The sequence below is a fragment of the Lentimicrobiaceae bacterium genome, from assembly GCA_028697555.1.
Classification (GTDB): Bacteria; Bacteroidota; Bacteroidia; order Bacteroidales; family UBA4417; genus UBA4417.
The window spans coordinates 13,148-28,354 of the sequence record JAQVEX010000014.1; the positions used below are offsets into that span (position 1 = coordinate 13,148).

At 35.8% G+C, this 15,207-nt stretch carries 12 protein-coding genes; 8 read left to right on the plus strand and 4 right to left on the minus strand.

Going from position 1 to position 15,207, the window contains the following annotated elements:
• The first annotated feature begins 4 nt into the window (after nucleotides 1-4).
• Nucleotides 5-877: a ChaN family lipoprotein gene (locus PHP31_03385; protein ID MDD3738317.1), complete on the plus strand. Its 873-nt coding sequence runs from the start codon at nucleotides 5-7 to the stop codon at nucleotides 875-877.
• A gap of 9 nt (nucleotides 878-886) precedes the next feature.
• On the opposite strand, the gene PHP31_03390 is transcribed toward PHP31_03385, so the two are convergent.
• Complete coding sequence (locus PHP31_03390; protein MDD3738318.1) at nucleotides 887-2,215, minus strand: pyridoxal phosphate-dependent aminotransferase; 1,329 nt, start codon at nucleotides 2,213-2,215, stop codon at nucleotides 887-889.
• 404 nt (nucleotides 2,216-2,619) lie between these two features.
• Between PHP31_03390 and PHP31_03395 the strand changes: the two genes are divergently transcribed.
• The 4 genes from PHP31_03395 to PHP31_03410 all read left to right on the plus strand — a co-directional run bounded on the left by PHP31_03395 (nucleotide 2,620) and on the right by PHP31_03410 (nucleotide 7,859).
• Complete coding sequence (locus PHP31_03395; GenBank protein ID MDD3738319.1) at nucleotides 2,620-3,528, plus strand: DMT family transporter; 909 nt, start codon at nucleotides 2,620-2,622, stop codon at nucleotides 3,526-3,528.
• Between the two features lie 296 nt (nucleotides 3,529-3,824).
• A complete protein-coding gene (locus PHP31_03400; protein MDD3738320.1) occupies nucleotides 3,825-4,496 on the plus strand; it encodes an inorganic pyrophosphatase in 672 nt (223 codons plus the stop codon).
• A gap of 84 nt (nucleotides 4,497-4,580) precedes the next feature.
• Complete coding sequence (locus PHP31_03405) at nucleotides 4,581-5,888, plus strand: gliding motility-associated C-terminal domain-containing protein (protein MDD3738321.1); 1,308 nt, start codon at nucleotides 4,581-4,583, stop codon at nucleotides 5,886-5,888.
• A 21-nt stretch (nucleotides 5,889-5,909) separates the two neighbouring features.
• Nucleotides 5,910-7,859, plus strand: coding sequence for a M1 family aminopeptidase (locus tag PHP31_03410; GenBank protein MDD3738322.1), 1,950 nt, complete (start codon nucleotides 5,910-5,912; stop codon nucleotides 7,857-7,859).
• Here PHP31_03410 and PHP31_03415 read toward each other — a convergent pair.
• Complete coding sequence (locus PHP31_03415) at nucleotides 7,852-8,472, minus strand: polysaccharide deacetylase family protein (protein MDD3738323.1); 621 nt, start codon at nucleotides 8,470-8,472, stop codon at nucleotides 7,852-7,854. The two genes, PHP31_03410 and PHP31_03415, sit on opposite strands and share 8 nt — an antisense overlap.
• 111 nt (nucleotides 8,473-8,583) lie before the next feature.
• Between PHP31_03415 and gpmA the strand changes: the two genes are divergently transcribed.
• Nucleotides 8,584-9,327 carry a 2,3-diphosphoglycerate-dependent phosphoglycerate mutase gene (gene gpmA / locus PHP31_03420; protein ID MDD3738324.1) on the plus strand — a complete coding sequence of 248 codons (744 nt, stop codon included), beginning with the start codon at nucleotides 8,584-8,586 and terminating at the stop codon, nucleotides 9,325-9,327.
• 5 nt (nucleotides 9,328-9,332) lie between these two features.
• A complete protein-coding gene (locus tag PHP31_03425) occupies nucleotides 9,333-10,046 on the plus strand; it encodes a metallophosphoesterase (protein MDD3738325.1) in 714 nt (237 codons plus the stop codon).
• 136 nt (nucleotides 10,047-10,182) lie between these two features.
• On the opposite strand, the gene PHP31_03430 is transcribed toward PHP31_03425, so the two are convergent.
• Together PHP31_03430 and PHP31_03435 are read right to left on the minus strand one after the other, a co-directional pair.
• On the minus strand, nucleotides 10,183-11,712 hold the full coding sequence (locus PHP31_03430) for an OmpA family protein (protein ID MDD3738326.1): 1,530 nt from the start codon (nucleotides 11,710-11,712) through the stop codon (nucleotides 10,183-10,185).
• Nucleotides 11,713-11,779: 67 nt separating this feature from the next.
• Nucleotides 11,780-12,304, minus strand: coding sequence for an RNA methyltransferase (locus tag PHP31_03435; GenBank protein ID MDD3738327.1), 525 nt, complete (start codon nucleotides 12,302-12,304; stop codon nucleotides 11,780-11,782).
• A 103-nt stretch (nucleotides 12,305-12,407) separates the two neighbouring features.
• On the opposite strand from PHP31_03435, the gene mutS reads away from it, so the two are divergent.
• Nucleotides 12,408-15,041 carry a DNA mismatch repair protein MutS gene (gene mutS, locus PHP31_03440; protein ID MDD3738328.1) on the plus strand — a complete coding sequence of 878 codons (2,634 nt, stop codon included), beginning with the start codon at nucleotides 12,408-12,410 and terminating at the stop codon, nucleotides 15,039-15,041.
• Nucleotides 15,042-15,207: the final 166 nt, after the last annotated feature.

Here is a 15,207-nt window from a genome sequence, read left to right on the forward strand (position 1 = left end):
TTCTATGATGAAAAAATTATTACTAATTATTTTAACGCTAATTATTGCAACTTCCCTAACTGTTGACAAGCCTGCATACTTGATTTACAATTCGGCAGGAAAATCGAATAAATATCAAAAAATGATTAAATCTTGTGCCAAAGCCGATATTATTCTGTTTGGCGAACTGCACAACAATCCCATTTGCCACTGGTTGGAATTTTCTCTAACAAAAGATTTGCACAAAGCTAAATCGGGTAATATAATTTTGGGTGCAGAAATGTTTGAAAGCGACAATCAACTTATTTTAGACGAATACCTCAGCGGCTTGATAAAAGAAAGAAATTTTGAAAACGAAGCCAAACTATGGAATAACTACACAACCGACTATAAGCCTATTGTTGAGTTTGCAAAAGAAAACGAATTAACATTTGTTGCCACAAACATACCTCGCAGATATGCAGCTCTTGTTAATAGCGAAGGTTTTGAAGGTTTGGATAAACTAAGCGATGATGCTAAATCGCTTATACCTCCATTGCCCATTCTTTACGACGAAAACTTACCTTGCTATAAAAACATTGCTGAAAATATCGGCATGATGCCTAACAAAAACACTCTTAATAATATTGGGAAAGCTCAAGCCGTTAAAGATGCAACAATGGCTCACTTTATTTACAAAAACTTTAAAAAAGGAAACACATTTATTCACTTCAACGGAAGATACCATTCCGATAACTTTTCGAGTATAGTTTGGTATTTGAACCAATTAGACAGCACACTGAAAATAACTACTATAAGCTGTGTAGAACAAGACGATATTCAATCCTTTGAAGAAAAAAATAAGGGTATAGCTGATTTTATTATTGCTATACCCTCAGATATGACTAAGACTTACTAAAAACTATGTTTAGTTTTTAAAATCCTTATTAAACTGTATAAGTCTCTTTTCTAGGTCTGGGAATTGATCACGATATACCAACGAAACACAAGCTCTTAGTCCTTCGGTTCTTTCGCTACCGGTAATTCTTAGCGAAATCGCACTTACTCCGTAATAAATAAGCGCTTCAATAAGTTGTTCGCCACTCAATCCCGGGTACGAAATTGTGAAATAAAATCCGTCGGCTACAGGCTCGTCAAGGTCTTTATCGTAAACTATTTTGAAACCGTTGTCGGTAAAGAGTTTTTTCATAATTCTAGCTTTTTCGCCGTACTCAATAACGTCGTCTCTAAAATTATATACGCCATCATTGGTAGCTTTAAGCATGGCAGCCAAAGCGTACTGCGCCGAGTGTGCAGTACCCGAACTCAATGAATATACTGTTCCGAACACTATTGCTCTACCAAATTTTGAATTTCCAAAATACTGTACAAGATTTTCCGATTCAGTGTTGAAAAGTTTATCGCTAATAACCATTACGCCTATACGCTGACCGGCATAACTAAACGCTTTAGAACTGCTGATAAGCATAACGTAATTGTCGGTGTATTTTGCTACACTTGGCTGATAAGGAGGTTTGCCAGGCTGTCCGTAATCTTTACGGAAGTCCATTGCAAAGTAAGCCAAATCTTCTAAAACTATAACATTGTACTTATTTGCCAACTCGCCTATTATCTTTAATTCATCGTCGGTTAAGCATACCCACGACGGATTGTTAGGATTGGAATATAGAATTGAGTGCACGTTGCCTTTCGACAAATATTCCTCTAATTTTCCTCTTAGTTTTTCTCCTCTAAAATTATATACGTCAAACGATTCAAATTTTTGTCCCAAAACTCTGTGTTGTTGTTTGTGCACAGGAAATCCCGGGTCGATGAAAAGAGTGGTATCTTTCTCTTTGCTCATTCTGTTAAGGGTTAAAAACAAAGCAAAACTTGCTTGCATAGAACCGACTGTCGGGATACACGACGAAGGACTTACATCAACATCGATAAAGTTTTTAACAAAACGCGAAATTTCGGTCTTTAACTCGGGTATTCCGTCTATATCGGGATATACAGCAGCTACGCCTTTTTTCAGTGCAGCAATCTCTGCATTGGTACCGATTTCTGTTGGTACTAATCCCGGAACTCCCATTTCCATTCTAACGTATCTAACTCCGCTATCGCGCTCAATGTTATCTACCAATCTTTTAATTTCTCTAATGCTGGCTTTGCCAACAGACGACAAACCCATCAATTGTAAGTTCTTCTTAACAACTTCTGCGGGTACTGGTGTGTTTTTATATTCAAAATTCATAATTATAACTGTATTTTTATTTCAATGCAAAGGTCTGATTAATTTTCCAAATAAGCAAGGCGTTGGACTAAATATGTTTTAAAAGGAGTGCAAAATCATTAATGTAGGATAATACCTTGAAATGGTGAGTGGTGAGTGGTGGGTGGCGGTTGGAAGACGGAAGACAGAAGACAGAAGACAGAAGACAGAAATTAGAATTATCAAATTTTTAACTCTGACTCATAACTCGAAACTCGCAACATCCCGAAACTTCGGGATAACCCGAAACACGCAACCCGAAACCCGCAACTTCGTGATTAAAGATGATTATAGGACTCAATAATTCAAAATAGACATTAAGAACATTTAACTACCCACAAATAAAACTAAAATATTACCTTTGCCGTTTTATATAAAAATCATTTATGAATTCTATAAAATCTAACAATACTGTAAAAGGAGCCATTGCCATATGCATTGCTGCAACACTTTGGGGATTAGACGGAGTTGTCCTTACTCCTCGTTTGCATTTACTGGATATATCATTGGTTGTTTTTGTACTGCACGCTCTACCGTTTACTTTAATGTGCGCTATATTTTCAAAAGAAATTAAATTACTTAAGACCTTTAATTTTCAAGATTATTTAGGCTTTATTCTTGTAGCATTTTTCGGCGGATTCTTAGGAACTTACGCTATAGTAAAAGCTCTATTTTTGGTTGATTTTCAACAACTTACAATTGTAATATTACTACAAAAACTTCAACCGATTTTTGCTATAATTTTAGCAGCTATAATACTGAAAGAAAAGTTTCAGAAAAATTTCCTACTGTGGGCAAGTATTGCAATAGTTGCAGGCTACTTTTTAACCTTCGGATTTAACGCTCCCAACTTTAACCCAAGCGATAAAACAGGGCTAGCCGCCTTGTACTCTTTATTAGCCGCATTTTCATTTGGTGCTTCTACAGTAATAAGCAAAAAAATACTATTCAGATTTAATTTCGTTTCGGCAACCTACTACCGATTTGGTTTTACAGCCCTTATTACCCTTATTATCTTGCTATTTAGCAATAAAATAGGTTTGGTTGTAACTATTAATCCTAACCAATGGTTAATATTTTTAATTATTGGCTTAACTACGGGCTCGGGTGCTATATTCCTATATTACTACGGACTTAGAAAAGTAAAAGCAATGGTTTCGAGTATTTGCGAACTGTGCTACCCAATTTCTGCTATTATATTCGACTATATTTTTAACGGAAAAGTGCTTTCGCTTGTACAATGGGTTAGCGCTACAGTTATGATTTTAGCCATTTACAGATTGAGTAAGAATTAGTGTGAAAAATATAGGTTAGCTATTGGCTTTGGCTGTCAGCCGTTGGCGGGTAAAGTTAGAAATTAGAAGTCTGAAGGTAGAAGTGGAGAAATTCACTGTTATTAACCTCTATTTCTAATTTCTAATTTTTAATTGACTCATAACTCATAACTCGAAACTCAAAACTATCCCGCAATCCGCACCATCCACCATTCACCAACCACCATTCACATATAAATTATACAAACAAATTTTATCTTATTAACCTAATAATTACTACTTTTGCAGTTACAACAATAACATAAAAAACAAATAATATGGCAAATATTTTAATGGATCCTATAGGTAAGCTAATGGGACTTAGATATAAATCGCACCCATGGCACGGCGTTGAGCTTGGCGAAGAATGTCCCGACGTTGTTACCTGTTTTATCGAAATGGTTTCTACCGATACCGTGAAATACGAAGTTGACAAAACCAGCGGCTATCTCAGGTTAGACCGTCCTCAAAAATACTCAAATGTTGTACCGGCTTTATACGGCTTTTTACCGCAAACATACAGCGGCGATTCAGTTGCTGAATTTTGTATGCAAAAAAGCGGCAAAACGGGAATTAAAGGAGATGGCGACCCTATCGACATTTGCGTTCTGACCGAAAAAACAATTTCGCACGGAGATTTTTTGGTACATGCACGACCCATAGGCGGATTTAGAATGATTGACGGAGACGAATCTGATGACAAATTAATTGCAGTGCTATACAATGATGCTGTTTATGGCGATTATCAAGATATTAACGACTGCCCCGAACTCGTTGTTCATCGATTGCAGCACTACTTTTTGACCTACAAAGACTTGCCCGGGAAAGAAAGTAACGTCGAAATTACGCACATTTTTGGCAAAGAAGATGCACACGAAATAATTATGCGTTCGATAAAGGATTATAGAAATCACTTCAGTAATATATACACAATTTTGAAAGACGTATAATCGTTAATGCAATTGTAATGTTGTAATGTTTGTAGCACTTTACAATATTTTACTACTTTTGTAAACAGTTAATATTCCATACTGATGATAAAACCGACTAAGAATAGTAAAACGTACATTATAATTGCCCTTATTATTGGAACTTGTTTTTTCAAGCCTTCGTATTCGCAGATTGGCGTAACAATCCCTAACCTTCAAATATGTAACAACTCGTACAATTACGTACCTGTTATTATCAGCAACTTTATTGATATCGATTCGTTTTGCATTGAAATAAAATACAACAACGATATTGTAAAAAACACATCGTACTATGGATTGCACCAAGCTCTGAACGAAGGCAATGCCAACATTACAATTAGCGAAAATATTACAACTATAAAATGGCATACCGAACATGCTGGAGCTATTATTATAAACGACACATTGCTACATCTGAACTTTTTTGCCAATTCAATTGGCAGTACCGAACTGCAAATAATTGAAAGCTCATGTTATTTTTATTCGTCAGACGGTTCGCTACAAACATTCATGGCGAATAATGGAACATTAAACGTTAACGGAAAACCTAAAGTTTTTCTTACCGAAATAAATGCTACCTGCATGAATAAATGCGAAGCTAATTATTTAGCCTCCGTTTACGACGGATATGCTCCGTATCAGATTTTATGGAACGGTTCGCCTGGCAGATTCGACTCAATACAAACGGGATTATGCGCCGGTCCCAACAGCTTATGGATAAAAGATAAAATCGGATGCGTAACCGACACAATTTTTGAAGTTTCGGGACTTCCTTCGGCTAACGTTGAAATTGAAATTCGCTGCTACGACACGCTTACCGAAGTTATTTACCTTCAAAACCCAACATTGGATTTTTCTTTTAAAGAAATTCCTCCCTCTCATGTTCTTGAACCACCCTTGTGGGAATTTGGAGACGGCGACACCGCAAAAGCATTTACAACTTCTCACAAATACATTGGTGCTAAAGATAACACCGATGGATATTATATTCTGAAAGTGCATTTCATAAACGAAAACGGTTGCGATACTATAATTGAAAAAATTATTGAAATTCATGAAGCAAAACTGCGAATACCTAACATATTGATAAAAAATGCCGACAATGAATCGCATGCTGCTTTTATCATATCCGATAGAGAAGGTAGTTCTACCGTGGCTTCCGGAAACTACATATATAACCAAGTCATCAGAATGGAAGTAGTTATCAGAGACCGTTGGGGAAGGAAAGTCTTTGCAAGCAACGATTATAAAAACGATTGGAAAGCCGAAAATGTTACAGACGGGGTTTATTTTTATACCCTTAAAGTTATTGGGCATTATAAAAACGACTTCTTTAAAGGCTCTGTAACAGTTTTTACAAATAGTCTGTAGAATTATTTACAAATCATAGTGTTGAAACACATTATTTACATTTTTGTCATTCTTGCTACTTGCAACTTGAGTTTTGCTCAAAATGCCTTTGATACCGATATGTTTACTTTTGGAAAACATTGTAGCAGAAATATCATTGAAAAGAAAGACGTTTCTACCAAAAATGGTAATATGAACAACTACGATATTTCTTATCATCGTTTTGAATGGTACGTAAATCCCGAAGTTGACACTATTAGCGGCTGCGTTACAACATATTTCAAAACCTTAAATCAAAATACCGATAGCTTATTTTTCAATCTCACTTGTAAACTTACGGTAGATTCGGTTATAAACAATAATGTTCGTGTGTTACATATGCATACCAACGACCAATTGTGCATAACATTACCAAACAACGCCTGCTTTAACACTTTCGACTCGGTATCGATATATTATCATGGAAACCCTGTTGCACGTTGGCATAACGCATTTAACATCGATACACACGACGGTGTTGCCGTACTGTGGACGCTTTCTGAACCTTACGGCTCAAGTCATTGGTTTCCAACCAAAAACGACCTAACCGATAAAATTGACTCTGTGGATATTTTTGTATCAACGCCGGCGCCATACTCAACGGCTTCAATTGGCTTGCTTCAGTGGGACACAATATCGCCAAAGACCAATATCAGAACATGTTTTTGGAAACATCGCTACCCTATTGCCGCGTACCTGATTGGAATTGCTTCTACAAATTATTCCGTTTTCAATCAGTATCACGTTTTTACAAACAACGACACTTTGCTCATACAAAACTATGTTTATCCCGAAGATTCGGCTCTGCAACACTATATAGCAAATACAATGACCAAAGTTTATCAACTTTTTGAGGAATACTACGGCGCTTATCCGTTTATGAACGAAAAATACGGACATGCACAATGTGGTTTTGCCGGTGGCATGGAGCACCAAACTATGACTTTTATGGGCGGTATTTTCAGTCTTCATGTACTTGCTCACGAATTGGCTCACCATTGGTTCGGAAACATGATAACTTGTGGCTCATGGCACGATATATGGCTTAACGAAGGATTTGCTTCGTACAGCACTTTGCTTATGTACGAAAAGTTGAATGATGGTTCGTGGTGGCTACCGTGCAAAGAGCATGTTGTGAAAAGTATTACTTCAAAACCCGACGGCTCTGTTTATTGCTACGACATAACAGACCCTAGACGAATATTCGACAATCGCCTTACTTACGAAAAATCCACCTACGTACTACATACTTTAAGGTGGATTATAGGCGATTCTGCTTTTTTTACCGCCATAAAAAATTATCTCAACGATACAATTCTTCGCTACAAATTTGCCATGTCCGAAGATTTGATTAATCACTTTAAAAATGCCGCCAATACCGATTTGGAATGGTACTTCAACGACTGGCTCTACTGCGAAGGATATCCTTCATATAACATAACTCTCAGACATGTTGCTCAAAACGAGTACACAATCAATTTTGTACAAACACAGTCGCATCATTCTGTCGATTTTTTTAAACTTCCATTGCCAATAAAGATATTCGGCAATAATAAAGATACGATTATGGTTTTTGATAACACAGTCAATAATCAAACCTTCAACTTCATAACTGATTTTACAATAGACTCAATTCAATTCGACCCCGACAAATGGCTTGTTACAGCCAATAACAGTATTAACTATATTCTGAGCAAAGATATTGACGAAAGCAAAGTAGAAATCTACCCAAATCCTTGCTCAAACTTTTTTTGTATCAAAAACATAGACTTAGACAAGTATAAAATCAATATCTACAACACAAAAGGAGCAAAATTAAATTACACATTAGATAAGAAAAACAACTTATCGTACATAGTTAATATAAAAAATGCCATGTCCGGTATCTACATAATAGCGATAACCGATGGAAATAATAAAACAGTATTAAGCAAAAAAATATCAATTAAATAGATTCCGGTATCTTTTCAAAATTGAATCCTTTATCTAAACATTGCTTAATGTATTTTTCCAAAATTTCTAACATATTAGGTGCGGCTTTTATACTATCGTGAAAAACAATAATACTACCGCTTTTCGTGTATTTATTAGTAACATCAAGGCATTGTTGTGGCGATAGTTTTGGTGAAAAATCGCCCGAAATTACACTCCACATAACAATTTTGTATTCGGCTGATAATTTTTTTGCCCACATCAAAGGTAATATGCCATGTGGTGGTCGGAACAGCTTAGAATTAATCATTTTTGAAACTTCGTCTATTTCATTCTTGTACTGCATATAACTGACTTTGGTAGCTTTAACATGGTTATATGTATGTCCTCCAACCGAATGATTCAAATCAACAATATCATTAAACAAACTCAAATTATTTTTAACATTATTACCTACCATAAAAAAAGTAGCTTTAATATCGTATTTCTCAAGAATATCTAAAACTTTTGGAGTAACTTGCAGATTTGGACCATCATCGAAAGTAAGGTAAATACTATTATTCGAGTTTTTTATATCCCAAACTACACTTTTTGGATACAAATACCTAAAAACAAACGGTGTGTTGTGTAACATATTTGTTAATTTTGCAACAAAATTAATCATTAAATTATCTTAAATAGAAATTTAAGAGTGATTTTTAAATTATCTTTGGCAACATAATTTTTAACTAAAATAATAACAATAATGAAGAAATTGGTTCTACTCCGACACGGAGAAAGTTTATGGAATAAGGAAAATCGCTTTACAGGCTGGGCTGATGTTGATTTATCCGAAAGAGGTATAAAAGAAGCTATTGAAGCAGGTAAAACCTTAAAGGAAAATGGATTTGATTTTAAATTGGCTTACACATCGTATTTAAAGAGAGCTATAAAGACTTTGAACTTGGCTCTTGAAGAAATGGATTTGATGTGGATAGAAGTTCGTAAAACATGGCGATTGAATGAAAAGCACTACGGAGTTTTACAAGGTCTTAATAAAGCAGAAACAGCTCAAAAATACGGAGACGAACAAGTTTTAATATGGCGCAGAAGTTATGATGTACCTCCTGCACCAATGGCTGAAGACGACCCAAGATGCACAAGATTGCAACCCAGATATAAAGACATTGGAAATGATGCTCCTCTCACAGAAGCATTGAAGAATACCGTTGAAAGAATGATTCCCTACTGGGAAAACGAAATAAAACCATCGTTTGATAATCACGACCAACTTCTAGTTGTGGCTCACGGAAATAGCCTTAGAGCAATTGTAAAACACGTAAAAAACATATCCGACCAAGATATTATTGCATTGAACATTCCAACAGGAATACCTTACGTTTTTGAATTTGACGATAATCTTAACTTGGTAAAAGATTATTTCTTAGGCGATCCTGAAGTCATAAAAAAACTTATGGAAGAAGTTGCTAATCAGGGTAAAGCTAAGTAAACATAATGAGAACGTGGGTAATTCCGGATGTTCATGGTTGTATCAACACTCTTAAGGCGTTGATAGAAAATGTTTTACAACCAAACTCAAACGATAATATATATTTTTTGGGCGACCTTGTTGATAGAGGCGATAATTCTAAAGAAGTTATCGACTATATTTGGTCGCTCAAATATAGTGGTATTGCTACTCAAGTTGTAAAAGGAAATCATGAATACTACCTAATAGAGACCTACAAAGCTGAAACCAATAAAGGTTTTTGGAAAAAAAAACTTAATATACGCACTAATATTTATAAAGAATGGATGAGACACGGCGGCAAAAATACTTTGAATAGCTTTGGCGTTAGTTCTCCATCTCAATTACCGGAAAAATACGTAAAATACTTAGAAGAGCTACCCTACTACATCGAGACTGACAATTATTACATTGTTCATGCCGGATTTAATTTTGCCAACGATGATATTTTTTCGGATAAGCACTCTATGATGTGGGTTAGAGACTACGAAGTTGACAAGGACAAACTAAACGGAAAAAAAATAATACACGGTCATGTGCCTGTTCCTCTAGATTTTATACACCAAAATTTGAAATATAATTCATACGATTTCATCGACATTGACAATGGCGTGTATATGAAAGACAGACCCGATTACGGCAATTTGTTGGCTTTGGAATTGAACACTTTAAAACTTTTTGTACAACCGAATATCGATTAATAAAAACAATGATTTGCTAACTTAATTCGATTTCTGTTTTTTATCTAGCACATGCGAGATTTTAATTAAAAAAAAGAGCGTTGAAAATTCAACGCTCTTTTTGGATATATAATTTTGTTTTTAAACCAAATCTTTACTACAATACTGATTTAATTTCAACTCTACGGTTTTTAGCCCAGTTGGTAGGTCCATCATTTGGAGCTGCCGGTTGAGTAATACCATGGAATGATTTGATAATTCTTTCTTTTTCAATTCCTTTTTTAGCTAGGTAGTTGATAACATAATCGGCACGTTTTTCCGAAAGTCTCATGTTATAACCTTCATCGCCTCTTGAGTCGGCGTGACCTGCAACAGAAACTTTAACATCGCTGTGTTGTTTCATTAAATCAGCAACTTCGTTCAAATCTTTGGTATACTTTGAAATAACTACGCTGCTTGCAGTATTAAAGTAAACTACTTTGAAAATTTCTACGCTTGGTCCTTTAGGTGTTTCCGGACAACCTCTATTTGCTGCAGTTCCTGGAACTGTTGGGCAATCGTCGTCTTTATCAGGAATACCGTCACCATCAGTATCGGGGCAACCTCTTGTTGATTTAGGTCCTCTTAAATCCGGACATTCGTCGTCTTTATCAGGAATACCGTCACCGTCAGTATCGGGGCAACCGTTAAACTCAGCTAAACCAAATTCATTTGGACACTCGTCTTTATGATCAGGAATTCCGTCACCGTCTTTATCAGGGCATCCATTAAGTTCTTTTGAACCTGCTTCATTTGGACATTCGTCTTTATGATCGGGTATTCCGTCACCATCAGTATCGGGACAACCGTTGAATTCAGCTAAACCTGGCTCATTTGGACATTCGTCATCTTTATCAGCTATACCGTCGCCATCTTTATCAGGACAACCCATCAATTCAACAGTACCATATTCGTCAGGACATAAGTCTTTCTTGTCAGGAACTCCGTCGCCATCTCTATCTGAAGATTTAAATCTGATTTGTAAACCCAAAGATGCAAAACCAAAATGGTCATTTATTTCTTTATTGTTCACATTTTTAAAGTTGTCAACGACATCATCATTAAACAAAATATTGTGGTTATACTCAAGGTTTAAACCAACAACTTCTGACAATCTGATACCCAAACCAAGTCCGGCAGGAACCATAAACGAGCTTTTACTGATATTTTCCTTATTTGGTAAAGGATTTTCAGTACCTAACTGATATTGAGTACTCTTTGAGTTCAAATATCCGGCTCCACCCATTAAATACAAGTTGAGTAATCTTTTCGGATTATTGTTGAAAAGTTCATTAACGTTAAGAGTAAGCTGACCGCCTCCGTACATCAATTTACTACTAAAATCGCAGCTAGGAGCTCCTAAATCGTCTCTACCGCCAGATACTTTTCCCATATTGAAGTGTCCTCTAATTCCGACAACTCTACTAAATTGCCAACCCAAAGCGGCTCCATAGGCTAAATTGATTTCTTTGTCGTAAAAATCATTTTCATTTAAGTCCCCAAAATATTGGTGAATTCCAACATTTGGTTGAAGGTAAACATAACCATTAAATGGTACTTTAGCTTCTTGTGCGCTAACAGTCTGCGTTAAAGTGAAAACCAACAAAACTGATAGCAATAATTGTAAGATTGTGTTAAACTTTTTCATAATAAAATTAAATTTGGTTCTTAATAATGCAAATATAATATTGTTTTATAACTAATCTATTTATTTATTAAAAAAATGTAAAAATTTTACTTATTACAATGCCAAAAGCTACCGAAACATTCAATGAATGCTTAGTCCCAAACTGAGGTATTTCTAGGCTCACATCGCACATTTCAACTATTTGGTCGTCTATTCCGCATACTTCGTGACCAAGTACCAGTGCAATTTTTCTCATTTTGGGATTTTTAAAATTATAAATATCAATACTTTCAGTTGTTTGTTCTACACAAACTATTAAATAACCCTTTTCTTTCAATTCCAATATCGACTGTTTAGTGTGCTCGTAGTACTTCCAACTAACCGATTCGGTAGCACCTAAGGCTGTTTTAGAAATTTCCTTGTCAGGTGGCAAAGGTGTCAATCCGCATAGGTGTATTTCTTCGACTAAAAAAGCATCGCAAGTTCTGAAAATAGAACCGACATTGTGTTTACTTCTTACATTGTCTAAAACACATACTATAGGTTTTTTTTTAGATTCCTTATATTGTTCTACGCCGACACGATTTAGTTCCGATAATGATAGTTTTCTCATAAATAGCTGATTATATAATGCAAAGTAAATATTTTTTTAACAAGAGAATTAAAAATCGCGTCAAAAATTCAAATTGTTATTATATTTGCATCAAACAATAAAGATGGCAAAGAAAAGTAATAGAGAAAATAACGAATCAATGACTCCGTTGATGAAGCAATACAATAGCATAAAGGCTAAATATCCTGATGCCCTATTGCTATTCAGAGTTGGCGATTTTTACGAAACCTTCGGCAACGATGCCATCATTGCTTCGGAAGTTCTTAACATTGTACTTACCAAACGTGCCAACGGCAGGGCTTCTTCTATTGAGTTAGCGGGATTTCCGCATCATTCGTTAGACACTTATTTGCCGAAACTTGTACGTGCCGGTTACAGAGTTGCTATTTGCGACCAACTTGAAGACCCAAAACTAGCTAAAACCATTGTCAAAAGAGGTGTTACCGAACTTGTTACTCCGGGCGTTTCATATAATGACAAAATATTAGATGCAAAAGAAAATAATTTCTTGGCAGCCGTACACTTACGTAAAGATACTACTGGTATTTCTTTTTTAGATATATCAACAGGCGAATTTTACGTTGCGCAAGGAAGCAACGAATATATTGAAAAACTGCTTCAAACATTTTCGCCTTCGGAAGTTATCTTACAAAAAAATAAACGAAACGAATTTGAGCAACTTTTTGGCAGCAAATTCTACTTCTTTTATTTTGAGGACTGGGTATTCCAGTATGAGTTTTCGTACAATCTGCTAAAAAAACACTTTAAAACAACTTCGCTAAAAGGATTTGGTGTAAACGATTTAAAAGAAGGTATTATAGCCGCCGGAGTTGCGCTGTATTATTTATCGGAGACACATCACGATGAAACGAGTCACATATGCAAAATATCTCGTGTTGAGGAAGACAAATACGTTTGGCTAGACAAATTTACAATAAGAAATTTGGAATTGTTGCCTACAAACAACAAAGAATACAACCATAGTTTACTTGGAATCATCGACTCAACCATAACTCCTATGGGAGCACGATTGCTCAAACGATGGTTGCTTCTGCCTCTGAAAGACAAGACTAAAATTGAGCAGCGACAAAGTATTGTTGATTATATGATAAACAACGATACTTTTAGCGAAAATATAAACAGCAACATAAAACAGATTGGCGATATAGAAAGACTAATAAGCAAGGTAGCCATAGGAAGAGTTAGTCCGCGCGAAATACTGCAACTAAATAAGGCTCTCGTTGCTATTGTTCCTATTAAAGCATTATGCAACAACACTAACGTTGAAGCGTTGGTACAAATAGGCGAAAAGCTTAATCCGTGTAGTAGTATTGCCGAGATGATAGAAAAAAGCATTAAATCTGATGCTCCTGCAGTTGTTAGTAAAGGGAATGTTATACGTTCGGGGGTTTCGGAAGAATTGGACGAACTAAGAAATATTGCCATCTCCGGAAAAGATTACCTTGTTAGTATACAACAACGCGAAATTGCTACTACCGGAATACCATCGCTAAAAATCGGATTCAATAACGTTTTCGGTTATTACTTAGAAGTTACAAACACACACAAAGATAAGGTTCCAAGCACTTGGCAAAGAAAGCAAACTCTTGTTAATGCCGAAAGGTACATCACAGAAGAACTTAAAGAATACGAACAAAAAATTCTGACAGCCGAAGATAAAATCTTAGAATTGGAGCAGCAACTATTTGAAAACGTTGTAAGACAAATTGGGGAATACATTGAGCCTATACAACTTAATGCATATTTAATTTCGCAGTTAGATTGTTTACAATCCTTTGCTCAGAACGCCAAAAAATATAATTATTGTAAACCAACGATAGACAACTCTTTCTCTATTTCGATAACGGAAGGCAGGCATCCTGTAATTGAGCGACATCTTCCACCCGACAATCCGTACATTTCGAACGATGTATTTTTGGATAATCAAACGCAACAAATAATAATTCTTACAGGTCCAAACATGTCGGGTAAATCGGCTTTTTTGCGACAAACCGCACTAATTACACTGATGGCTCAAATAGGAAGCTACGTGCCTGCAAAAGACGCAACAATAGGTATTGTTGATAAAATATTTACCAGAGTTGGAGCATCCGACAATATTTCGTCGGGCGAAAGCACCTTTATGGTCGAGATGAACGAAGCTGCAAGCATACTGAATAATATGTCGAACCGAAGTCTTATACTTTTAGACGAAATCGGTCGTGGTACCAGCACTTACGATGGTATATCGATAGCACGCTCAATAACCGAATATATGCACGAACACCCGTTTTACAAGCCGAAAGTGCTATTTGCAACTCACTACCACGAGCTTAACGAAATTGCCAACAGTTACGAAAGGGTTAAAAACTTTCATGTAGAAGTAAAAGAAATAGGCAAGCAAGTAATCTTTTTGCGAAAGATAAGTGAAGGCGGTAGCGAACACAGCTTTGGTATTCACGTGGCACGCATGGCAGGTATGCCGGAATTAGTGATTAAAAGAGCTGAAGATTTGCTGAAACAATTGGAAAAATTAAGAATTAGCCAGCCCGAAAGTGTTAAAACTAGCGAAAAAAAAGAGCAAAAAGATAGTATTCAGTTAAGTTTTTACCAGATGGAAGACCCGCTTTTGTTGCAAATACGAGACGATATACTTAAAATAGATATCAATACGCTAACTCCAGTGGAAGCTCTGATGAAGCTAAACGAAATTAAAAAATTATTGAAAAATTATTGATTGTTTGAAGTGAAATTTTGCTTATTGCAGGTCTTTTTCATACCATTTTATTTATTCTTATACAACTTAAATTTGAATTGCCTTTGGCTTTTGGCTGTTAGCCGTTGGCTTTTGAAATTGGTGACGAGTGATGAGTGATGAGTGAAGGGTGCAGAGACTCGCCACC